Genomic DNA, 20,893 nt, shown 5'->3' with positions numbered 1-20,893 from the left:
AAGTCGGGCGAGTATCAGTGGCTTATTCCTAGAAGTAAGATAGCAATGTTCAATCAGCTAATAGATGGCCGTAGGTGGATAAACTTCTATCAGGGGTACAAATGGTAGATGAATATCGACAATGGCGGGAGGCCAACCTCCGCAAGTTCCAGATCGTACAGTGTGTCGTGACGGGACATCGGGAACACTTCGGTGTCGAGGTATCTCTGACATCCCCTCCCTCGGGACTCCGCGCATTCATCGATTTCGTCATGCTCGCCGAGGCGGGGATGCGGGTGACGCCCTCCGATTTTCCACCGGTTGGCAGCGTGATCGAAGCAGTGGCGATCGACTTTATGCCGTGGGGCGAACTGCGGCTATCTGCCCGCCAGTCCTCAATCTCGAGGCAGCGAGAATTGGAATAGGTGCGCGGTCGATAGACGAGACATTCATCAGGTGGCGATGAGGTGTTTGGTGTCGTTGCAGAATCGGCGGACGGCGGGGGTGCGTCGGTAGGGGCCGAGTGCGCCGACGAGGTTGCGTACGTGTTTGATGCACCTGGCGGAGGTGACCTGTCCGGTGAGGGTCTGGACGGCGTGGTCGCCGAGGGCGAGTGCCTTGTCCAGTTCGGGTTGGTCCTGTCGGACGTAGGTGGTGGCGAGCAGGGCGTTGCGGAGTGCGCCTTCGCGGCTGTACTCGTCGTCCTGGAGTCGTAGCGCGGCTCGGAGGTGTTCGCGGGCGCGGGTCCAGTCTTCGAGTTTGACGTAGCAGTAGCCGGCCTGGGCGTGGGCCTGGGCTTCGTTGATCCAGTACGCCCAGTCGAGGTCGCCGTGTTCCGGACGTTCGTCGGTGAGCCGGTCGAAGGCGCTGTCGAGCGCACGGCGGGTGTCGGTGACGGCGTGGTTGTTGGCGTACGCCTCGGCGGCGCGCAGGTCGAGGATCGTGCCGACTTTCGGGCTGGTGGCGGGGTAGCTGGCCCGCGCGGTTTCGGCGAGGGTGATCGACTGCCGGAGTTGGCCGAGGTCCTTGGCCTGGCAGGACATGAAGCCGAGGATGTTCGCGCCGAGGCCGCGGTCACCGGCGGCGTGGGCCTGGTAGAGGCCGGCGATCCAGAACCGTTGGGCCTGGCTGTGGTTGCCGTCGTCGAACGACAGCCAGCCGGCGAGGCGCATCAGTTCACCGGCGGTGCCGTGCAGTCGCCGCCCGACCGAGTCGGTGTAGCGGCGCTCGCGTAGCACCTCGACCACGGTTGCCAGGTGCTGACGGACCAGGCCGAGCGTCTGCCCGCTGCCGAGGTGGTCGTCCATCCGCCGCAGGCTCGCGGTGACGGCGTCCAGGTGGTCGACGACCTCACCGGACAGCGGCCGGCCGGTCGTCGAGGAGACGTCCGTCGGCTGCTGGGCGATGATCCACTCGTGTGCCGGTGACGTCAGCGCGGAACCGAGCAGGGTCAGGTAGATCCGTCGGCGCATGCCGCCTCCCGACTCGGCAACCATCATTGGCCGTGACTGACGCAGTTGGTGCGCTCGCGGCGGCCCGTGTTGAAAGCCGCCACGAGCAGGGGGGAGCCAGGGATTACGGGCGGGCGCCGTCGGACTTGAGGGTGGTCGTGAAGGTGGTCCAGGCGGCGGGGGCGAAGGTCAGCGTGCCGGCGGCGGGGGCTTTGGAGTCGCGTACGTCGATCTGGGTGCCCCGGTCGCGGACCTCGACGCACTGGCCGTTGCTACCGGACCGGCTCGACGTGCGCCAGGTGTTACGTTCCATCCTTGCTCAGCTCCTTGATCAGCTTGACCGACTCGGCGGGCGACATCGCCAGCATCCTCAGATTGTCGTACGCCGCCGAGATCCGCGCCAGGTCGCGGGTCGACTCGAGGAACAGCTCACCGGCCAGGGTCTCGATGTAGCCGAGCGGTGGATCGTCTCGCTCGAAGCTGAGTAGAGCGAAGCCGCTGCTGTCTGCCAGGTGCGCGCCGGCTTCGAAGCGCAGCACCTGGATCGTGACGTTGGGCAGTTCGTTGAGGGTGACGAGGTGGGCGAGTTGGTCACGCAGCACGTCCGGGCCGCCGACCTCGGTGCGCAGCGCCGCCTCGGACAGGACGGCGTGCAGCCGCAGCGGCGTCGGTTGCCGGTGCAGCACTTCCTGTCGGGTCATCCGGGTGGTGACGCGTTGGTTGACCGTGTCCGGGTCGACCTCCCGACCGATGATGTTGACCTCGCGGGCGTAGCGTTCGGTCTGGAGTAGACCAGGTACCAGCGTCGGCTCGTAGTTCTTCAGCTCGACGGCTTCGGTCTCGTAGGCGATGTACGTCGCGTACTTGCCGCCGACCCGTTGCCACCAGCCGTCCTCGCGCAGGTCGCGGGCCTGGGCCAGCAGCGACGAGCCGGGCTCGGCGTCGAGCGGGACGCCGTAGGCGACCAGCAGCTCCATGACATCACCGGCACGCGGCTTGATCTCGCCGGACTCGATCCGGCTGATCCGCGACGACGAGCAGCGGACCGACTTCGCGACTTCCTCGCCGGTCAGTCCCTTGGCTTCGCGGAGCTTGCGTAGATCGCGGCCGAGTCGCCGGGAGCGTGGAGTGGCTGGGGCAAATCGAGGCATGGCCATGATTCTGCACGACAGCTGCTCATCTGTCTGCCCCTAAGGACATGCTTCTATTCATTGATCATGAACGTAGTCTTGCCAAGCATCAAGTGATGCAGCAATCTGTAGTCGACACGCCACGAATCAGCCCCGCAGGGTGTGTCGCTGCGGCAACGCGGCGACCCGTCGGGGTCGGGGCGTGGCAATGCTCCGACCCGCCGGCCCCGCCAGAAGGTGAGAGTGCTCGTGATCGCCAGACTGCTACCGATCGTCTTCGCCGGACTGATGCCCGGCTTCCTGCTCGGCCTGTTCGCGTTCCGGGTCAAGTCCCGGTGGTGCCCGCGCTGCGGCGCGACCACCGACGAGATCCACCGGAGCATGCACCGATGACCGCACCCGGCCGCCACCGCATCGCCGACCAACCGATCGGCCGGCGGATCGCCCAACTGCGCGCCCGACGCGGCCTCACCCAACAGGTATTCGCCGACCGGATCGGCAAATCCCACTCCTGGGTCGACAAGGTCGAACGCGGCATCCGCTCCCTCGACCGCATCTCCGTCGTCCACACCGTCGCCGCCGTCCTCGGCGTCACCCCCGAAACCATCCTCGGCCCCACCACCAGCCGGCCCGAACCCGCCACCGACACCACCACGGCCGCCGTCGAACACCTCCGCGCCGCCCTCGCCCGCTACGACACCCCCACCCCCGACCAACCCGCACCGCCCGTCGAGGACCTGCACCGCCGCATCCAGTACGCGTGGACCGCCTACCAGCACGCCCACTACCCGCAACTACTCCGCATGCTGCCCGACCTGCTCACCCACACCCGGCACGCCACTACCAGCGACGCACCACGATCCGACGCCGTCGGGTATCTACTCACCAGCGTCTACCGACTCACCGCACACCTGCTGACCAAACTCGACGAACCCCACCTCGCCTGGCTCGCCGCCGACCGCGCCATCGCCACCGCCGCCGGCCACCCCCGGCACACCGCCGCAGCCGCCATCGCCCTCACCCAGGCGTTACGCGCCCTGCACCGACCCACCCTCGCCACGCGAGCCGCGCTCACCGCCGTACCGCTGATCGACCCGGCCACGACCAACGACGCCGCACCGGACGACCACGCCCTCGCCGGCACCCTGCTGATCGAAGCCGCCCTCGCCGCCGCCACCGGCAACGACCCGGCCACCGCCCACGACCTGAGCGAACGCGCCGACAGACACGCAGCCAGCATCAGCCACCACCAGCGGCGCCCCGACCACGGCGACACCACCACCGCCTTCGGGCCGACCGCGGTCGCGCTCGCCCGCGCACACCTCGCCGCCGCCCTCGGCGACCCGCACCAGGCCATCACCCACCACCAGCACACCACCGCCAGCCACGGCTGGCGCGAGCTACCCGCCGAACACCGCGCCGCCCACCTGATCGACATCACCCGCGCCTACCTCGACACCGGCAACCCCACCGCCGCCGCCGCCCGCGCCATCATCACCGCCGACCAGATCGCCCCCGCCGAAACCCGCACCCGACCCACCGCCCACACCGTCGTCGCCACGCTCCTACGGACCGCACCCACCCCCGACCTGACCCGCCTCGCCACCACCATCGGCCTCACCCCACGACCCTGACCAGCCGGCTGCCGGACCGCGACTCCCTGTGAAGTGCTCGAAATTTGGCACATCGGTTGCTCAAATTTTGGTATCCGCACTTCTCGAATAGTGGTAGTTTCACCTCCTGGGATTCGGTACTTCGTTGCTACGGAGGGGGCCAGGGTGCTGGAACCACTCGCCGGAATCGCGCAGCGGCGAGTCTCTGCGCTGCTCGATGACCTGCTCCGGGTGGAGCCGGTCATCGCCCTGCACGGCCCTCGCTCCGTTGGCAAGTCCACGGTCCTGCGCGCGCTCGCCGACCGGCACGGGGTCCCCGTTCTGGACCTGGACGAGTTGGGCATTCGCGACGCCGTGGTGGCCAACCCGCAGACAGCCGTCACTACGCCGGGCCTGCTCTGCGTGGACGAGTATCAGCATGCCCCGCAGATCCTCGACGCGTTGAAGGCTCGACTCAACCGCGAAGGCAGCCGGCCGGGTACCGCCGCGTTGACCGGGTCGACCCGCCAGGACGCGCTGCCCCGCACCGCGCAGGCACTCACCGGACGCCTGCACACCATGACGATCTGGCCCATGTCACAAGGAGAGATACGCGGCGTCCATGAAGATTTCCTGCCGGCGCTTCGCGCAGCGCCCGGCGCGACCGTCGCAGCCAGGCCAGCGTCGACGACCACCCGGACGGAGTACGTTGATCGACTCTGCGCTGGAGGGTTCCCCCTGGCCCTGCGCCGCACAGGCCCCGCGCGCGACCGTTGGTTCGACGACTACGTCCGCCAGTCGCTGGAGCGCGATGCCATCGAGCTTGTCCGGGTACGTCAGCGCAGCATGCTGCGCGAGCTGCTGGGTCGACTGGCTGGAAGAACCGGGCAGGTACTCAACCTCACCAGCGCGTCCCAGGGCCTCGCAGGTGAGCGCAAGACCATCGAAGGCTACGTCCGCCTCCTCGAAGACCTCTTCCTCGTCGACCGACTTCCTGCTTGGGGTACGACGCTACGCGCGCGAGCCGCAGCATCACCGAAGGTGCATGTCGTCGACACCGGGGTGGCCGCCCGGCTGATGCGAGTCTCTCCCGCCAAACTCGCCACACTCGACCCGACCGCCTTGACGGAGTTCGGGCACCTCCTCGAGAGCTTCGTCGTCGGCGAGCTCCGCAAGCAGGCCTCCTGGCTTGACGAAAACGTAACTACGGGGCACTGGCGCACCTACGACGGCGACGAGGTCGACTACGTCATTGAGTTCGACGACGGCAGGGTCCTCGCGTTCGAAGTCAAGGCGAACGAACGCGTCGCGGGCGCCGACCTCAAAGGCCTCCGAGCGCTACGAGACGCACTCGGCGACAGGTTCATCGCCGGCGTGGCGTTCAGCACCGGACAACGCTCGTTCACCTACGAAGACCGCATTCACATCATGCCCGTCGACCGACTCTGGACACCTATCAGCGGCTACCTCACGCTGACGCGGTGATGGGGTGCAGGTCAGGCGATCGCGGCGATGTCGCCGTCGTCGAAGTAGATGGCCTGGTGAAGCCGGCCACCGAGCGCGGCGGCGTAGCGGGCGACGACATCCTGTCCAGAGATTTTGCCCTGTTCGATCTGGGAAACCCTGCCCTTGGTGACGCCCATCCGGTCGGCGACCTGTTGCTGGGTCAGGCCCCGGGCCTTGCGTACCTCGGCGAGGCGGTGCCCGACGACGGCGGCCAGCAGTTCCCGCTTGCCGGCCTCGACCGCCTCCTCACCACCGGCCCGCTCGACATAGACACTCCGGACGTCGCTCCAGCGCGTGTAGCTCGTCATAACCTCACCTCCCGCATGGCACCTTCTCCTCGATCGATCTCGCAGCTGGGCAGACTCCACCACTGATCTGCTGTCAGCCTCGTCAGGCAGCGGCGTCGCGGGGCTCGAAGCCGACCTTCAGGCTCACTCCCAGCGCCGCTGCCAGTCGCTCCAGCACCACGAGTGTCGGCACGGTCCCGCCAGCCTCGAACCGGGCCACCGCAGACTGCGTCATCCCCGACGCCGTGGCCAGCTGCGTCTGACTCCAACCGCGACGCTCGCGCAGCTCACGCACCGAACGACCGAGCTCGAACGCCAACCGCGCCGCCTCGTACGCCTCAGCTGCGCCGGGCTCAGCCAACCGCCGCTCCCGCAGCGCAGCCCAACCGCCACCCTCACCCATGGCTAGACCCAACGCCGCTCGGTTAGGGCGTTGTGGCGGCTGTCAAGGGCGTGTCGCTCGGGCAAACGGAAGCGGAGTTCCGGTATTGAGGTGAGTCACTCCAAGACCGCCTCGAGACCAGGAACTCCGCTTGATCGACCAGACTGCCATAACCCGGACGGTGAGGGTAGCCGCAGGTGTGTTCGCGCCCGGCCATCTCGGTGAGTTGACCCAGTTCATACCCTTCGAGATGGTCGACGAGATCCTCGCCGCGACCCGTCGTACCCAGCAAAGGATCCGGCTGCTCCCGGCCCGGGTGACGGTGTACCTGGTCCTGGCGGGTTGCCTGTTCGCCGAACTCGGCTACCCGCAGGTGTGGCGGAAACTGACCGCCGGTCTGACCGGGCTGGACCTGGCCGCCCCGTCCTCGGGCACGCTACGGGAAGCCAGGCGGCGACTCGGGTCCGCGCCGCTACAGGCGTTGTTCGACCCGCTGCGTGGCCCGGCCGTGACCACGGCGAAACACGCCGTGCGATGGCGGGGTCTGCTGCTGACCGCGATCGACGGGACCACGATGTCCGTCGCCGACGCCGGGAAGGTCCGGACCCGCTACCGCAAACAACGGGGTAACCACGGCGGCGCCGGCTACCCGGCACTACGGCTCAGTGTCCTGCTGACCTGCGGTACCCGCTCGATCATCGACGCCGCGTTCGACCCGACCGGCACCGGCGAACTCGACCAGGCCCGCACCCTGGCCCGTAGCCTACGGGCCGGGATGCTGTTGCCGGCCGACCGTAACCACGCCGCCGCCGACCTCATCGCCACCCTCGTCGCGACCAGGGCCGACCTGCTGATCCGCTGCAAGAACGGCCGCCGCCTGCCCGTGATCACCCGTTACCGCGACGGGTCCTGGCTATCGACCATCGGCACTGTACGCGTGCGGGTCATCGACGCCCAGATCAGCGTCACCACCAGCGACGGCACCCACACCAGCGGCTACCGGCTGGTCACCACCCTGCTCGACGCGCACCGCTACCCCGCCGGCGACCTGATCCGGCTGTATCACCGCAGGTGGGAGATCGAAACCGCCTACCTGGAGATCAAATCCAGCATCCTCGGCGGTCGGGTCCTGCGCGCCCGTACCCCCGACGGCATCGACCAGGAGATCTACGCCCTACTCACCGTCTATCAGGTACTGCGCACCGCCATGACCGACGCCACCGACAGCCAGCCCGCCACCAGCCCCGACCGGGCCAGCTTCACCACCGCCCTGAACGCCGCCCGCGACCAGATCACCAACGCCGCCGGCGTCCTCGCCGACACCGTCATCGACCTGGTCGGCGCCATCGGCCGCGCGGTCCTGGCCCACCTGCTACCCGACCGCCGGATCCGGGTGAAGACCCGGATGATCAAACGCTCGAACTCCAAGTACCAGGCTCGCGGACCCAGCATAGACCGGCGCAGCTACAAAGCGACTATAGCAGTCGATATCATCACAAACCATTGCGAAGCATCCGCCGGACCTTAACCGAGCGGCGTTGTGGCTAGACCTCCTCTTCGCCCTCAACCTGGTGTGCCTCGTCGAGGCACCGCGCCAGCGCCTGCCGTTCCCCGGTGCCGGGCCCTGCCTGTTCGACGGCGTGGACGTGGCCCCGGTCGCGCCGGAGTTGATCCGTTCGGAGGCGTCGGCGCGTAGTTCGGCCGGCTGGCTGCTAGAATATCTAGTGCGGGACGATCTCGATCTCCCGCACAGCCTTAGGGCCCGCCTCGCGGGCCCTTTGTGCATCTACCGAAAGTCTCGGGCCCAGAGCTGGCTCTGTCCCCGATCCCCGCTCGACGGAAACCAGCACAGCTCATGGTGTACTCGCGGCTGCAACCGCTTCCACATGGAGACTTTCGCCTTCCGTGACCGCTCGTCTGCTTCTTCGTGGGTGAACACACGGCGGTACAGAAAGGTGATTACGTCTGCGGCCTGCACCAGCCGGCTGGCATGACTGGGAGCAAAGTGCAAGGTGTCGACAATCCTCGTCAGTTTCCGACGGCGGTACCCGTTGGTGCCGACCTCTCGGTAAACCGACAGATCAGTCCGGTGTTTCGCTTGACCGTCGACTTCGTCAGCGATCACCAACGCATAGTCGCCATGCTCGATGGCACACTCGTCGACCCGCTCCAACAGGTGTTGAAGCACTACCGTATGCGGCGGGTCAGGGTGGGGGTAGCGGGCACGTTGCCCGACTACATCCATGGCTCGGGCGATGACCTTGACGTCTTGCGCGGCGACCGCTTCGATCACGTCATCGAACACACCGACCCGTGCTCGGACCGGAACTCCCGCCCAGTCGCCACCCGCGTGAAAGATCTCGTGCCCATGGAGTTCGACCTTTGCATCCAACTGATACGCCGCTGCCGCAGCGGCAGCAACCCGCTCCAGCTCGTCCGATAACGCAACTGCCGCAGGCCCGTCGACGAGCAGTCCTGCCATGGCGAACCAGCGATCAGTGTACGACTCGTCAACATACGTCAGCAGCACCAGCCCCAACCTCCGCCCCGTTGCCCTCGATGCATGTCGCGACCTTCGCGTTGACGATGTTTACTACAGGTGCCCGCGACGCAGAGGCGAGAATACGACAACCAGACAGAGATCGCCAATGCGATCAGAAATACTCTCACAATTGCCGAGCAACTCTCGGTTCCGATCCGGTTCCTCATCGACTCGCAAGATCCTTCACTGCCCGCGCCACGCTCGCCCTCGCGGACTCAGGGGCACAGGGCGGCGCCGAGGTGACTGTGCGGTAACCCCGTACGCCGGTACGCTCCGGCGTTGGGTCCGGCCGGGAAACCGGGCCCGGTGCGGGATGGCGGCATGGCGATCCACCAGGAGATGCCCACCGGTCTTCGCGGGATCTCGTCGCCGAACGTGGCGTGCCGAAGTCCGATGTCGTGTTCGTCGGGCATTGGAAGCACGGCTACGTCAGCCTCTGATCGCGGGCCCGCGCCGTCGGTACCACCACCAACATCGCCGACGCACGTCCCGCGCCCGCCGAGTATTAGCCACTGTGGAGCTTGCGGGGCACGTAGCCATCCGCGAGGGACCATGTGCCATCGGGTTGCGGTGCGCCATCGCATATGGCTAATGTGCGCTGTCCTCTGTAACCCTCTCAGCTGATCCGCTGCTTCGACAATCCATCGGGGGAAACCGCAGCATGCCCAGAATGACAGTTTTCGGCCGGCTCGCCGCCGGCTGCGCGGCCACCAGCCTGGCCGCTCTTTCGATCGCCACCCCGGCGCAGGCCGTGGAGTCCGACGAGATCGCCTGGGTCTCGCCGTTCATTGAAGTTATCTCAACAAGATCTGTAACCATGTTCAAAGTGAAGTAGCACGAGGGCGGCTTTCGCTATGTCGCCGATCTTCGTCGGCGGAGTCGTGACACCTTGCAGGACGCGCCACCTCTGGCTCAATAGCGCGAATCCGCGTTCGCCGAGGCACCGCATCGCACGCAGGAGCATGTTGTAGGTCCGGTTGTCGACGTGGAGCCGGTGTCCACTGGTCGGCTTCTTCACGGGGGTGTGTACGCCCTGACCTGCACCTTCGTACCCGGAATCCGCCAAGGTGGGTAGTCCGCGAGCGGCGGCCGCGTAGAGCGCGCCGAGGACCTCTTCCTGGGCGATACGTAGGTCATGGACTGAGCCGGGAGCGACACCGGAGACCCATACCGGGAACCCGTCGGGGCGCATCAGCGCCTGGACGTTGCCGCCGAAGTCGTGGGTCTTTCCGGAGTAGTAGGCGTCGATGGTCTCGCCCTTCCTGTTGGCTGTCTTCTCCGCGTACCGGTCGCTGTCCACGACCTTGCCGTCGAGGATCAGGTGTGACCAGCCCTCGGCTTCGACCCGGTCGAGGGCCTCGGACAGATCCGGCGCCTGCGCGGACAGCACCGCCAAGACCTCGTCGTGGTAGCGGTAGGAGGTGGCCCGGGACAGCCCGAACCCGGCGCCGAGCTGGGGGATGTCCACGCCGCGGTTACGGAACCAGACAAGGCCGAACACCGCCTGCCGCCAGCAGGTGAGCAGTCGGGTCTTCCTGCGTGTGCCCAGCGACCGCCGGTGGGCGCGTAGCAGACTCGCCACGTAGGAGACGAGTTCCCTCGGGACGTCGAGTGTGGCACGATAAGTGATCACGTGGGGTCCTCTTGGTGACGGATTCTTGTGGTGAGACCGGTTTATCGGAGGACCTCACGTCCCACAAGAATCGTCGCTATTGCCCCTTATGTGCGTGTCGCACCATTCAACGAACCATTCGTTGTTGAGAAAACTTCATTGAGTACGTGACCAACATCGGGATGGACGCGACCACACCGAAGCCGATCGAGATCACCATCAGCAACAGTTCGCCGACCTCGGCCGTCGACGTGTCGGTGACGATCGACGCGTCCGACGTGTCGGACGCGTTCCGGCTCGACCTGCCCGGCGCAAGCCAGGGTTGTACGGTCGCCGGCAAGGTGGCCACCTGCATGCTCGACGAACTCGCCGGCGACGCGACGCACGTCTACCGGGTCGACGCCCTGCCGGGTGACCTGGACGTCGTGCGGTACTGGGGCGTCATCGAGGTCACCACCTCGGCCGCGAACATGCCCGAGGAGCAGCAGACCACCGGCAGGGTCCAGCTCACCGGGCCCGGGGTCGATCTCGTGGTCGGCGAGATCGACGACGTGACGCTGCAGCCGGGGGAGACCACGAACGTGCCAGTTCAGGCCACGAACGTCGGCACGGTGGCGGCCGCCGGCGTACAGGTCGTGCTGAGCACCGGACTGGACCTCGAGCTGCCGGACCGGTACGACAACTGTGAGTACAACCCTGACTTCCTGGAGCTGACCTGTCAGATCCTCGGCGAGGTCGGCCCAGGTGAGGTGTTCTCCCTACACGAGGAGACCCCGCTGCGGGTCAAGGTCGGCGAGACCGCACCCGGCCCATCCGAGCGGATCGTGGTGGTGGCGGTGCTGCCGCTGGGCGACGACGAGGTCGCGGCCCTCGGGGCGATGTCTGCCCGATCCGCCGGCAACGAGCTCCGTCTGGCCGCCCTGGATCCGCTGCCGGACATCAACGAGAGCGACAACTGGACCGACTTCCTGGTCACTATTCCGAAGCAGCCGGCCGACTCGGTGGCGATCGGTGCGACGGTGCAGGGGGCGGTCGGCGACGTGGTCGACATCGAGGTCGGCATGCGCAACGACGGCCCGGCCGACCTGATCCTGCCCGGCGAGGCGTGGGCCCCGTCCGCAGTGGTGACGTTGCCGGCCGGAGTCGAAGCGGTCGCCGTCGGTGACCGGTGCGCCCCGGTCGTCGATGGGAACCCGGTCTGGGAAGACCGTGGTCAGCCGAACGGCCTGGTCTACTTCTGCCGGCCCACGCACAGCCCGGCGGCGGGGGAGTCGTTCCACTACCCGTTCCAGGTGGAGATCGTCGGCGCGGCCGGTGCCGCCGGCTCGATCGTCATCGACGGCGGCGTGCAGGACCCGGACACCGACAACAACACCGCCGAGATCACCCTCGGCAGCGGTGGCGAAGGTGCCGGCGGCGGGCTGCCGGTGACCGGAGCCAACGCCGGGCTGCTCGCCGGCGTCGGCGCGGTCCTCGTCGTCGCAGGTGCGGTGGCCGTGGTGCTGTTCCGTCGCCGTCGGATCGTCACGATCGTCGACTGACCTCCATAGGAGCATCCGACCGTACGCCGTCCATTCGGACCCCGCCGGGCTCATCCGGTGGGGTCCGAATGCTGTCTGTCCAGAGCGATAGGCAGTGAAATCTCGCTTCATGCGCGTATAGCGTGATTTATCCTGGTCGTGCATCGGGCGTCGACTGATACGGACATCGTGGTCAGAGATGAACTTCGAGACAGCTGTCCTGACCATAGGTACGACGATCGACATCCTCGGCGTGCTGATCATCCTCACCGGGCTGGTCGTCGGCACGGTGTTCTACCTGCGTGGCGCGATCCGTCACCAGAACATGCGGGCGACCTACCGCCGGTACCGGCAGGACGTCGGCCGGGCGATCCTGCTCGGGCTGGAGTTCCTCGTCGCCGGGGACATCATCCGTACCGTCGCGATCTCGCCGACCTTCGAGAGCGTCGGCGTGCTGGCCATGATCGTCGCGGTGCGTACCTTCCTCAGCTTCTCGCTGGAGGTCGAACTGGAGGGCCGGTGGCCGTGGGGCAGGCGGCGTGGCACCGCCGGCGACGCCGCGGCGATGAAACCGCAGGCATGACCGGCGGCGTCGTGGGTACGGGATGTGGTACGGCGAAACTCAGTGCCGCCCCCGGCGCAGACGACGTCCGTGAGGAGGAACGATGGCCGGCAAGCGGGAAAAGGCCGACAAGCACCAGCAGGCCGAGCAGATGCGCGACGACGTGCCCAGCACGATCGCCCGCTCCGACGACAAGGCCGTACGGACCTACAAGAAGACCCTGGAGTCGGCCGAGGAGAGTTACGGCGACCCGGCGCGGGCGCACCGTGCGGCACACGCCTCGTTGAAACACAGCCACGAGAAGGTCGGCGACCACTGGCAGCCGAAGGACAGCCTGGGCCCGTCCGATCCACAGGCGGCTCAGGGCACGCCCCGGTCGCTGCGCCAGCCCCGGGAGACTGCCCAGGGGGTCGACGCCAACGCCGGCAAAGGCCACCTCGACGACGTGGCGCGCCAGGTCGGCATCGACCACCCGCAGGACATGAACAAGGACGAACTGGTCAAGGCAATCGAGAAGGCGAACGCGCGGGCGACCGCGAAGGCCCGCAAGAAGTGACCGCCTGACACACCTGAAACGTCCGCGACTGACCGCGTGACCCGGTCCCGGCTACAGCCGGGACCGGGTCACGCGTCCTTGCGGGTGGTCCGGGGGCTGCGAACCACCATCCCGGAATTCTTCCGGGCCGGGCTCCAGCGCGTCCTCTCCGAGAATGCCGTTTCTCGGCTGCCCCGGTCGGCGATTGTGGGCAATATTCGGCAAGCGGTGCGGTGAATCATGCCGTATCGGATTTCGCTGCCCGCCGGGGCAAGGCAACACCAAAGAAGCGTGCCGGATCGGTACTTGTGATGCTCGTACCGCGGCGGGCCTACCGGAGGCTGCACTGTCGAAATCCGGATTGTACGGCCGAGCGGCCAAGGTCACCTGCGCGCATTTTTCGTTGCCCGACCGGAAAGAGGGAACCGAGATGATGGTGCTGGAAACCGTGAACCTCGAGATGGACGGCCCGGTGGCCACCATCTACCTGAACCGCCCGGCCAAGAAGAACGCGATGAACCCGCAGATGCACCGGGACATGAACCAGGCCCTCGACACCATCGAGGCGGCCGGCAACATCAAGGCGGTCGTGGTGACCGGCGTCGGCGACAGCTTCAGCGCCGGGATGGACCTCGAGGAGTGCTTCCTCCAGCCGTTCGACGATCCGCAGTTGTTCTACCGGACCAACCTGGTCGCGCTGAACTGGTTCAAGCGGCTCAAGGCCTTCCCGGCGGTGACCATCGCCAAGGTCAACGGGTTCGCGTTCGGCGGCGGACTGCTGGTCACCGGTCTTTGCGACCTGGCGGTGACGTCGGAGACCGCGCTGTTCGGCCTGTCGGAGATCAACTTCGGGATCTTCCCGGCCGGCGGCGCGACCTGGGCGGCCACCCACAACCTGCCTCGCAAGCAGGCGCTGTACTACATCCTGACCGGCGACACCATGACCGGCCAGCAGGCACAGGAGTACGGCCTGGTCAACAAGGCGGTGCCGGCCGACCAGCTGGACGCCGAGACCGACCGGATCGTGCGGAAGATCGTCAAGAAGAACCCGATCACCCTGGAACTGGCCAAGCAGGTCTACGAGCGCACCACCACGATGGACCTGCCGACCGCCATCGACTACGACCAGGCCAAGCTCTGGGAGCTGTCCCGGCTCAGCGGCAACGAGTGGGTCAACGTCGCCCTGAAGCAGTTCGAGAAGCGTGCCTACCAGCCGGGGCTGAGCACCTACGACCGGGCCGAGGCCAAGTCATGACCACCACAATCCCCGATTCCGGTGCGAAGCTGCTGGTGACCGTACCGCCCAAGGTGCCCAAGGTGCTGGCACCGACCGCTGCATCGACTCCTTACCGGCACGACGCGGGCCTGTGAGGTCGATGCTGAACAATCATCCGGCGAGGACGTCGATCGCGGCAGCCTTCAGTGGTCTGTGGCCACCGGACATGCTCGTCACCAGGCGGCGGTCGGGTAGCCGGTAGGGCCGCCGAGGGTGGACTGCGGAGTTCGAGTGGCCACCCGCTACGACGGATCCGACGTTGTCGGGCCTGCCTCGCCGCTGCCTGCGATGAGTGACCCACCGCGTGTCCTGATGATTCGACGGATAGGCTTGAAGTGTTCGATGAAACCCGTACACTCCACCGTACGTAGCTTGTTGAACACTCGCTTGCCAGAGTCCTGTGAAGGCGGTCCGGCGTGTCCATCGAAGAGAAACAAGCTGTCCCCGGCGGGGCGGTTCCCGAAGCTCCCTACGCCAAGCGGTGGGTGATGCTACCTGTGCTGCTTGCGTCCATGTTCATGGTCCAGTTCGACCTGTTCGTGGTGAACATCGCCGCTCCGTCGTTGGAGCGCGACCTGCCGGCCACTCAGGGCGCCTTGGAGCTGATCGTGGCCGGGTACGGGTTCACCTACGCGGCCGGCCTGGTCACCGGCGGTCGCCTCGGTGACCTGTTCGGCCAGCGTGGGATGTTCCTGGGCGGTACGCTGGCGTTCACCGCAGCTTCGTTGCTGTGTGGCCTGGCGCAGAGCGACGGCCAGCTCGTCGCATTCCGGTTGCTGCAGGGCCTTACCGGTGCCGCGATGGTGCCGCAGGTACTCGCACTGATCACCCGCGTCTTTCCAGGCAACGAGCGCTTCAAGGCGCTCGGCTACTACGGGATGGCCATGGGGATCGGCGGCGTGGCCGGCCAGGTGCTCGGTGGCGCGCTTGTGCAGGGTGACGTGTTCGGGCTGGGGTGGCGCGTCATCTTCCTGATCAATGTCCCGATCGGCATCCTCGCGGTGATCCTATCGCTGGGGCTGGTGCCGAAGCTGCCCCGCGGGGCCCGACCCCGGCTCGACTTCCTCGGCGCGATCGGGATCTCCGGTGCCCTCGCGCTGGCACTGGTCCCGCTGGCCCTGGGGCGCACCGAGGGCTGGCCGGCGTGGTGCTGGATCTGCCTGGTCGCATCGGTGCCAGTCATGATCCTCACGTTGCGCTGGGAAGCGTCACTCGGCGGCCGCGGCGGTGAGCCGATTCTCGACCTGGCGCTGTTCCGCAACAGCGTGTTCACCCGTGGCCTGATCATGTCCGTCGGCGTCTTCGCGGCGTTCTACAGTTTCATGTTCTGCCTTACCCTGGTTCTGCAGTCCGGCATGGGCCTGAGCCCGCTCGAGGCCGGCTGGACCTTCGCCCCGCTGGCCGTCGGCTTCGCCGGTGCGTCACTGGTGGCACCGCGCAAAGTCGCCAAGTACGGAGCCACGCTGATCACCATGGGTGTCGCGATCGCCGCCGTAGGCATGATCGGTCTGGCCGTCACGCTGCAGGTCTCCGGCGAGAGCGCCAGCGCCCTGCGGGTCACCGGGCTGCTGTTCCTGATCGGCGTCGGCAACGGCCTGGCCGTACCGGTGCTCGCTGGTGTGGTGCTCGCCGGCGCGCGGGTGGCCAACGCTGGCGCTGCGTCCGGCCTGCTCACCACCACTCAGCAGTTCGCCAGCGCGATCGGCGTGGCCGCGATCGGCTCACTGTTCTTTACCATCCTGGGAGATAGGCGCGACGTAGTCTCGTTCGGGAACTCGCTCGTGTGGGTGCTCGGGCTGGGCCTGGTCCTGCTCCTGATCGTCGCCCTCACGGCGAGTTCGCTGCCCAAGCCGCCCAGGCACGCAGGCTGATGCCAGGTGCCGCCTGCTGTTGTGACCTGGGCGATGTCTCCCGAACAGTGACCGGATTACTCTGGACGGAGTTGACTTGCGGCATCCCGGGAGGGCGACATGGCAACAGGCAACAGGCAACAGCACGGCGGGCCGGGTTGCCCCAAGCCATACTGAACCCAAGGACGTTCCGCTGACCGTGGCGCTGGCCGCGCTCGCCGATCCGATCCGTCTGGCGATCGTTCGGCAGGTAAGCCAGGTCGGCGACTGGGAGCGTACCTGCGCCTCGTTCGACCTGCCAGTCGGCAAGGCTTCGCGTACGCACCACTTCAGCGTGCTGCGTGACGCTGGCGTGATCGAGCAGCGCGACGAGGGCCCACACCGTCTCACCCGGCTGCGCCGCAAGGAGTTCGACGAGTGCTTCCCCGGCCTGCTGGACCTGGTTCTCAACGAGCCGAGGTGGGACAAGCCCATCGGCGTCCGATCTGCCGACGGGGCAGAGAGAGGCAGGCGCCGAACCTCACAACACTCATCTCATAGTTCACGTGGAGGAAACCATGGCCGCTGACGCAGCGGAACTCAAGGCCCGCGCCGATCTGCTCCGCGACCTGCACAGCGGAGACCTGCTCATCCTGCCGAACGTGTGGGATGCGGCCAGCGCGAAGGTCGTGGTCGACGCGGGCTTCCCCGTCGCCGCCACCGCCAGCGCCGCCATTTCCGCGATGCTCGGCTACCCCGATGGCGAGGTCGCGCCCTGGCAGGAGTTGTTCGCTGCGGCTAGCCGCGTCGCCGGTGCCGTGACGGTGCCTACCACAGTGGACGCAGAGGCTGGATACGGGCTGCCGCCGGCCGATCTGGTGGAGCGCCTGCTGGAGACCGGCGCGGTCGGCTGCAACCTGGAGGACAGCGACCACCGTGCCGGCGGTCTCACCGACGCGGAGGCTTTTGCGGGCCGGCTCGCCCAGGTGCGTGCGGCTGCGGAGAATACTGGAGTCCCGATCGTCATCAATGCGCGGGTTGACGTGTTCCTGCCGGGTTCCCGTGTCCCCGAGCCCGACCGGGTCGCCGAAGCGGTCAGGCGGGGCCGGCTCTACCGCGATGCTGGTGCCGACTGTATCTACCCCATCGGCGTCCGCAGCCGGGATGACCTGGCCACGCTCGTCACCGAGCTGGACTGCCCCGTAAACGGTAACGTGAGCGATCAGCTCGACCTCGCCGTACACCGTGAGATCGGCACAGCGCGGGTGTCGTTCGGTCCGCGCTTCTTCCGTGCAGCCCTGGCCGGCTTCGAGAAGTCCGTCAAGGCGCTGACCAACTGAGCTGACGTGACGGCCGATGGGTTACCCCTCGAGGAGTAACCCATCGGCCGGCCTTGTAGTCAATCGATCTCTATCGAGTGGATCGCAGGCACGACATTCTCGCCGATCGAGCGCAGCAGACGGTCGTAGTCGGTGAACGTGTTGAGCCGGAGCACGATGTGTCGGCACCCGTTGTCGACGTATTCGCCGAGTCGTGCCGCCAGTTCCTTGTCGGTGCCGCCGAAATAGTTCTGGTAGTTCGACATGGTTGTCACCGGCAACTGGTAGTAGCGCGTCGTGTATTCGTTGAGTGCCATCTCGGCGGACGCGCCGTCCGGATTGGTGTTGACATTGATGTACAACGACGGAACGACGTCGTCAGGATTCCGGCCGGCCGACGTCGCGGTTTCCCGGATACTTCCCAGAGCGCGGCCGTACCACTCGGGGTCGATGTGCACAGGCATCCAGCCGTCGTACATTGTGCCGGTGCGGCGGATCGCCTTGGGCTTGCCGTTGCTCGCAAGCCAGATTCCGGGGCCACCGGGCGTTTTGGGCGGACCCTGCTGGCGCAGTTCATCGAGGTTGTAGTAGCGGCCTTGTAGATCGCCCTTCTCGCCGCGCCACACCTTCTTGAAGGCTGTGATGGCCTCGTCGACGCGGGTGATCCGCTCGGTGTACGACATGGTCACCGCGTCGCTCTCGTTGTTCACCGGCAGCGGTTCACCCATGCCGAGGCCCATGACCAGTCGGCCGTCGGCGAGCTGGTCGAGCGTGGTGATGCCGTGCGCCAGCGACTTAGGCTCACGCAGCACCGCTGTCAGCGCCGCCGTACCGACGGTGACGTTCCGGGTCACCATCGCAATCGCGCCGAGCAGGGACAGCGGTTCCAATCGCGGCCGGGTGACGAACGAGTCCCCCACCCACACCGAGTCGAAACCGAGCTCCTCCACCTGTTTGGCCAGCTCGATGACGGTGCCTGCCGCGTCGGACGGTTTCATCATCGACATCTCGCGGACGGGCAGCGCGACGCCGATTTTCGGATTTGCCATTCATTCCTCCCTGGCGGGTCACGGTGCTGAAAGCCTACGGCGAAATCGGCTGTGGTCTGTCTTCGAAAGTGCTCAATCACCGAACCGGAGCCAAGCGGGGTAACTTGATCATAACCGGGATGAGCCGAGGGGGATGGGGGCACTGACCTAAACTTTGGCCGTTTTGCTGGCTTTGGGTAGGTCGGTCTGGGTGATGGTTATCTCGTAGGTGACGTCGCGGGTGCGTTGTGTTCGTCGTTGTCGTTTGGTGCGGGGGCCGGTGCGGGTGCGGGTGTGTCGGTTGTGGGGTTGGGCGGCGATCGCGGTGAGCAGGGTGGTGGTGGGGTCGGGGTCGTCGTGTCCGCAGTTGACGCAGGGTGCGGGGTCCTGGCTTGCGAGGTGTGCGCGGGTCAGGGCGAGGACGGTGGCGAAGCTGACCGCGTCGGGGTCGATGTTCAGGTCGACGGCGGTGGTCACGGCGAGTCGGACGAGGGCGTTGTAGACGGTCAGTAGCGCCCAGAGTTCCTGGTAGGCGAGTTCGGGGGTGTGTCCGCGTGGTCGGGTGCGGGGTCCCCGCAGGGTGGTCTTCAGTCGTCCGTAGGTGAGTTCGATCTGCCATCGTTCGGCGTAGAGCGCGGCGAGTGTGGTGGCGGGGTGACGGTGGTGGTCGAGCAGGGTGGTCAGGACGCGGTAGCGGCTGTGGGTGGTGCGGCCGGCGCGGTCGCGGGTGGTGACGGTGAACTCGACCAGACGGGCGAGTGTCGGACGGAGTCGGGGCAGGGTGCGGTCGGCGCGGGTGGTGCGGCGGCGGGACAGCATCGCGTCGGACTCGGCGAGTTGCACGAGCGCGGAGCCGTCGGGGAGGACCTCGACCAGTCGGGCGGGCAGGCTCCGGGCGCCGTTCTTGACCCGCCACAGCAGGTGCGCCCCGGTGGCGGCCGCCCGCGTCCAGCGGTCCATGGAGAAGAAGCCCCGGTCGGCGAGGTTGATGGTGCCGGGTTGGAGTTCGCCGATCAGGTCGTCGGCGAGGGCCTGTTCGCTGGTCCCGGAGGAGGCGATGCGGGCGGCGAGGATCCAGCGGGTGCCGCAGGCGACCAGGGCGACCATCCGGGCCTGGGGGAACCGGCCGCCGGTCGGGGTGGTGAACCCGGCCCGTGTCCGTGTCGTGTCGGCCAGGTCGAACACGGTGCCGTCGATCGCGGTGACCAGCAGACCGAACGCGTACGACTCGGGCCCGAACGTCGGTGTGGACCGGGCGGCGTCGGTGAACACCCGCTGGTGCACCGCTGCGGGGAGTCTGCCCCGGGCTTTCGACACCGCCGCGGCGGTCGGTGCGCCCTCCACCCGGGTCCGGGGGAGCCGTGAGGTCACCCGTGCGGTCACCACCGATGTGCTCTCCCGCCGGAACAGGCACAGCCCGAGCACGATCATCACCGTGACCGCTCCGGTCAGCACCCGCCGCCGGGCGTCGACGTGCCCGACCGTGGCCCGCGCCCGTTCGATCAGTGCGGCATCGGCCAGGAGTGGCCACAACCGGCCGGTCACCTGCTCGTCGAGGGTCCCGACACCGGCGGGCCCGGCGATCACCGCTGCCCGCAGCGTCTCCCGCTGATCGGCGGCCTGTCGCACCGCGCTGGCGGACAGCATGGCAGAATTCGACACCGAAGCTCCTGGTTGGAACATGTTGATCTAGTCAATCCATGTCCTACCAGGAGCTTCTTCACGTCCCGCACCCGACCCACACCCACCCCGAAACCGGCGCTATTACCCACAAAACGACCAAAGTTTAGGTCAGTGGGGATGGGGGTCGTTGGCGTTCCGGCGTTTCCTGACATGCTGATCTTGAAATGTCTGGCGAGATGGTGATTGCGAGATCGTGGTGCCCGGCCATGGCTGCCGCGCCGATGCTAGTCCGTTACGCCCGTCTTATCCGTATCTGGGACCGGTGGTAGAGGTGCATCATGGGTGGGCGATTATCTCGGCACGTAGGGTGCGCGGCCCTTGTTGTCGTTCGTTTGTTGACCGTCAAGCTGATTAATCGCCACCTCGTCGTATGGCACATTCCTCAGCCTTAAGAATGGAGTGCTGCGCCAATTCTGCAAACCCGGAGTCGGTGATCTGATGGTGCGGGTTGAATGATTTCTATCGGTTTCCTCTGGGGCGATGTGGGGGGCTGTGAGATTCATGCTGGATATTCGCCGATGGTCCGACCGTTGTTGATTTGATCTAGGATAATGATCTTTGACATTTCTGTCGTTCATGCGCGTCTTGGGGGATGTTGGCGCTTTTTTCTGACTGGGAATTGGTGAGACGGCCGGCAAGGCAACGCCAGAGAGGCGTGTC

Annotated in this window: 23 protein-coding genes; 13 read left to right on the top strand and 10 right to left on the bottom strand. The window is 66.8% G+C overall.

Features of this window, described 5'->3' with window-relative positions:
- Positions 1-101 precede the first annotated feature (101 nt).
- Positions 102-404 (top strand): hypothetical protein, encoded by a 303-nt coding sequence (locus tag EDC02_RS39660; protein WP_148083561.1) that lies wholly within the window; start codon positions 102-104, stop codon positions 402-404.
- A 27-nt stretch (positions 405-431) separates the two neighbouring features.
- On the opposite strand, the gene EDC02_RS22530 is transcribed toward EDC02_RS39660, so the two are convergent.
- The 3 genes from EDC02_RS22530 to EDC02_RS22520 form a co-directional block, all read right to left on the bottom strand.
- Positions 432-1,451: a hypothetical protein gene (locus EDC02_RS22530; protein ID WP_123603678.1), complete on the bottom strand. Its 1,020-nt coding sequence runs from the start codon at positions 1,449-1,451 to the stop codon at positions 432-434.
- Positions 1,452-1,554: 103 nt separating this feature from the next.
- The gene (locus EDC02_RS22525; protein ID WP_123603677.1) at positions 1,555-1,743 is read right to left on the bottom strand and encodes a DUF397 domain-containing protein; all 189 of its coding nucleotides are present in this window, start codon (positions 1,741-1,743) and stop codon (positions 1,555-1,557) included.
- Entirely contained in the window at positions 1,733-2,581 is an 849-nt protein-coding gene (locus EDC02_RS22520) for a helix-turn-helix transcriptional regulator (RefSeq protein ID WP_158632270.1), read from the bottom strand. Before EDC02_RS22520 ends, EDC02_RS22525 begins: the two co-directional genes overlap by 11 nt.
- Positions 2,582-2,809: 228 nt before the next feature.
- Here EDC02_RS22520 and EDC02_RS40945 point away from each other — a divergent pair, with 228 nt between their 5' ends.
- The 3 genes from EDC02_RS40945 to EDC02_RS22510 all read left to right on the top strand — a co-directional run bounded on the left by EDC02_RS40945 (position 2,810) and on the right by EDC02_RS22510 (position 5,637).
- Entirely contained in the window at positions 2,810-2,953 is a 144-nt protein-coding gene (locus EDC02_RS40945; protein WP_199757922.1) for a hypothetical protein, read from the top strand.
- On the top strand, positions 2,950-4,194 hold the full coding sequence (locus EDC02_RS42420; protein ID WP_123603675.1) for a helix-turn-helix domain-containing protein: 1,245 nt from the start codon (positions 2,950-2,952) through the stop codon (positions 4,192-4,194). Before EDC02_RS40945 ends, EDC02_RS42420 begins: the two co-directional genes overlap by 4 nt.
- Before the next feature lie 144 nt (positions 4,195-4,338).
- The gene (locus EDC02_RS22510) at positions 4,339-5,637 is read left to right on the top strand and encodes an ATP-binding protein (protein WP_123603674.1); all 1,299 of its coding nucleotides are present in this window, start codon (positions 4,339-4,341) and stop codon (positions 5,635-5,637) included.
- Between the two features lie 11 nt (positions 5,638-5,648).
- Here the strand turns inward: EDC02_RS22510 and EDC02_RS22505 are convergent, their stop codons facing one another.
- Both EDC02_RS22505 and EDC02_RS22500 read right to left on the bottom strand, forming a co-directional pair.
- Positions 5,649-5,966, bottom strand: a complete 318-nt coding sequence (locus EDC02_RS22505) for a helix-turn-helix domain-containing protein (protein ID WP_123603673.1) — start codon at positions 5,964-5,966, stop codon at positions 5,649-5,651.
- 82 nt (positions 5,967-6,048) lie between these two features.
- Positions 6,049-6,306, bottom strand: a complete 258-nt coding sequence (locus EDC02_RS22500; RefSeq protein ID WP_233606217.1) for a helix-turn-helix transcriptional regulator — start codon at positions 6,304-6,306, stop codon at positions 6,049-6,051.
- Positions 6,307-6,508: 202 nt separating this feature from the next.
- Here EDC02_RS22500 and EDC02_RS22495 point away from each other — a divergent pair, with 202 nt between their 5' ends.
- On the top strand, positions 6,509-7,855 hold the full coding sequence (locus EDC02_RS22495; protein ID WP_233606214.1) for an IS4 family transposase: 1,347 nt from the start codon (positions 6,509-6,511) through the stop codon (positions 7,853-7,855).
- Between the two features lie 258 nt (positions 7,856-8,113).
- On the opposite strand, the gene EDC02_RS22490 is transcribed toward EDC02_RS22495, so the two are convergent.
- A complete protein-coding gene (locus tag EDC02_RS22490) occupies positions 8,114-8,857 on the bottom strand; it encodes a DUF3800 domain-containing protein (protein WP_123603671.1) in 744 nt (247 codons plus the stop codon).
- A 227-nt stretch (positions 8,858-9,084) separates the two neighbouring features.
- Positions 9,085-9,282 carry a hypothetical protein gene (locus EDC02_RS22485; protein ID WP_123603670.1) on the bottom strand — a complete coding sequence of 66 codons (198 nt, stop codon included), beginning with the start codon at positions 9,280-9,282 and terminating at the stop codon, positions 9,085-9,087.
- A 257-nt stretch (positions 9,283-9,539) separates the two neighbouring features.
- Between EDC02_RS22485 and EDC02_RS40345 the strand changes: the two genes are divergently transcribed.
- Positions 9,540-9,704, top strand: coding sequence for a hypothetical protein (locus EDC02_RS40345; RefSeq protein WP_158632269.1), 165 nt, complete (start codon positions 9,540-9,542; stop codon positions 9,702-9,704).
- Here the strand turns inward: EDC02_RS40345 and EDC02_RS22480 are convergent.
- Positions 9,669-10,502 (bottom strand): transposase family protein, encoded by an 834-nt coding sequence (locus tag EDC02_RS22480; RefSeq protein ID WP_123601953.1) that lies wholly within the window; start codon positions 10,500-10,502, stop codon positions 9,669-9,671. The genes EDC02_RS40345 and EDC02_RS22480 overlap by 36 nt on opposite strands.
- A 146-nt stretch (positions 10,503-10,648) precedes the next feature.
- Here EDC02_RS22480 and EDC02_RS22475 point away from each other — a divergent pair, with 146 nt between their 5' ends.
- The 7 genes from EDC02_RS22475 (at position 10,649) to EDC02_RS22445 (ending at position 17,543) form a co-directional block, all read left to right on the top strand.
- Entirely contained in the window at positions 10,649-12,022 is a 1,374-nt protein-coding gene (locus EDC02_RS22475) for an LPXTG cell wall anchor domain-containing protein (protein ID WP_123603669.1), read from the top strand.
- 178 nt (positions 12,023-12,200) lie between these two features.
- Complete coding sequence (locus tag EDC02_RS22470; protein WP_123603668.1) at positions 12,201-12,584, top strand: DUF1622 domain-containing protein; 384 nt, start codon at positions 12,201-12,203, stop codon at positions 12,582-12,584.
- Between the two features lie 82 nt (positions 12,585-12,666).
- On the top strand, positions 12,667-13,119 hold the full coding sequence (locus tag EDC02_RS22465; protein WP_123603667.1) for a ChaB family protein: 453 nt from the start codon (positions 12,667-12,669) through the stop codon (positions 13,117-13,119).
- A gap of 154 nt (positions 13,120-13,273) precedes the next feature.
- Positions 13,274-14,353: a p-hydroxycinnamoyl CoA hydratase/lyase gene (locus tag EDC02_RS22460; RefSeq protein WP_233606207.1), complete on the top strand. Its 1,080-nt coding sequence runs from the start codon at positions 13,274-13,276 to the stop codon at positions 14,351-14,353.
- A 437-nt stretch (positions 14,354-14,790) separates the two neighbouring features.
- Positions 14,791-16,245 (top strand): MFS transporter, encoded by a 1,455-nt coding sequence (locus EDC02_RS22455; protein WP_148083560.1) that lies wholly within the window; start codon positions 14,791-14,793, stop codon positions 16,243-16,245.
- Between the two features lie 178 nt (positions 16,246-16,423).
- Entirely contained in the window at positions 16,424-16,792 is a 369-nt protein-coding gene (locus EDC02_RS22450; protein WP_199757731.1) for a helix-turn-helix transcriptional regulator, read from the top strand.
- Complete coding sequence (locus EDC02_RS22445; protein ID WP_123605049.1) at positions 16,782-17,543, top strand: isocitrate lyase/phosphoenolpyruvate mutase family protein; 762 nt, start codon at positions 16,782-16,784, stop codon at positions 17,541-17,543. Before EDC02_RS22450 ends, EDC02_RS22445 begins: the two co-directional genes overlap by 11 nt.
- Positions 17,544-17,602: 59 nt before the next feature.
- On the opposite strand, the gene EDC02_RS22440 is transcribed toward EDC02_RS22445, so the two are convergent.
- The gene (locus tag EDC02_RS22440) at positions 17,603-18,571 is read right to left on the bottom strand and encodes an LLM class flavin-dependent oxidoreductase (protein WP_123603665.1); all 969 of its coding nucleotides are present in this window, start codon (positions 18,569-18,571) and stop codon (positions 17,603-17,605) included.
- A 147-nt stretch (positions 18,572-18,718) separates the two neighbouring features.
- Positions 18,719-20,212: an IS4 family transposase gene (locus EDC02_RS22435; protein ID WP_158632025.1), complete on the bottom strand. Its 1,494-nt coding sequence runs from the start codon at positions 20,210-20,212 to the stop codon at positions 18,719-18,721.
- Positions 20,213-20,893 lie beyond the last annotated feature (681 nt).

The sequence above is a fragment of the Micromonospora sp. Llam0 genome (assembly GCF_003751085.1).
Lineage (GTDB): Bacteria > Actinomycetota > Actinomycetes > Mycobacteriales > Micromonosporaceae > Micromonospora_E.
Note: the sequence above shows the minus strand (reverse complement) of the source record. Positions and strands in the feature narration are given on the sequence as shown.

Excerpts from the sequence above, each read along its gene's own strand:
- EDC02_RS39660 (WP_148083561.1), top strand. The coding sequence starts at position 102 with ATGGTAGATGAATATCGACAATGGCGGGAGGCCAACCTCCGCAAGTTC.
- EDC02_RS22530 (WP_123603678.1), bottom strand. The coding sequence starts at position 1,451 with ATGCGCCGACGGATCTACCTGACCCTGCTCGGTTCCGCGCTGACGTCA.
- EDC02_RS22525 (WP_123603677.1), bottom strand. The coding sequence starts at position 1,743 with ATGGAACGTAACACCTGGCGCACGTCGAGCCGGTCCGGTAGCAACGGC.
- EDC02_RS22520 (WP_158632270.1), bottom strand. The coding sequence starts at position 2,581 with ATGCCTCGATTTGCCCCAGCCACTCCACGCTCCCGGCGACTCGGCCGC.
- EDC02_RS42420 (WP_123603675.1), top strand. The coding sequence starts at position 2,950 with ATGACCGCACCCGGCCGCCACCGCATCGCCGACCAACCGATCGGCCGG.
- EDC02_RS22505 (WP_123603673.1), bottom strand. The coding sequence starts at position 5,966 with ATGACGAGCTACACGCGCTGGAGCGACGTCCGGAGTGTCTATGTCGAG.
- EDC02_RS22485 (WP_123603670.1), bottom strand. The coding sequence starts at position 9,282 with ATGCCCGACGAACACGACATCGGACTTCGGCACGCCACGTTCGGCGAC.
- EDC02_RS40345 (WP_158632269.1), top strand. The coding sequence starts at position 9,540 with ATGACAGTTTTCGGCCGGCTCGCCGCCGGCTGCGCGGCCACCAGCCTG.
- EDC02_RS22470 (WP_123603668.1), top strand. The coding sequence starts at position 12,201 with ATGAACTTCGAGACAGCTGTCCTGACCATAGGTACGACGATCGACATC.
- EDC02_RS22465 (WP_123603667.1), top strand. The coding sequence starts at position 12,667 with ATGGCCGGCAAGCGGGAAAAGGCCGACAAGCACCAGCAGGCCGAGCAG.
- EDC02_RS22460 (WP_233606207.1), top strand. The coding sequence starts at position 13,274 with ATGCCGTTTCTCGGCTGCCCCGGTCGGCGATTGTGGGCAATATTCGGC.
- EDC02_RS22445 (WP_123605049.1), top strand. The coding sequence starts at position 16,782 with ATGGCCGCTGACGCAGCGGAACTCAAGGCCCGCGCCGATCTGCTCCGC.
- EDC02_RS22440 (WP_123603665.1), bottom strand. The coding sequence starts at position 18,571 with ATGGCAAATCCGAAAATCGGCGTCGCGCTGCCCGTCCGCGAGATGTCG.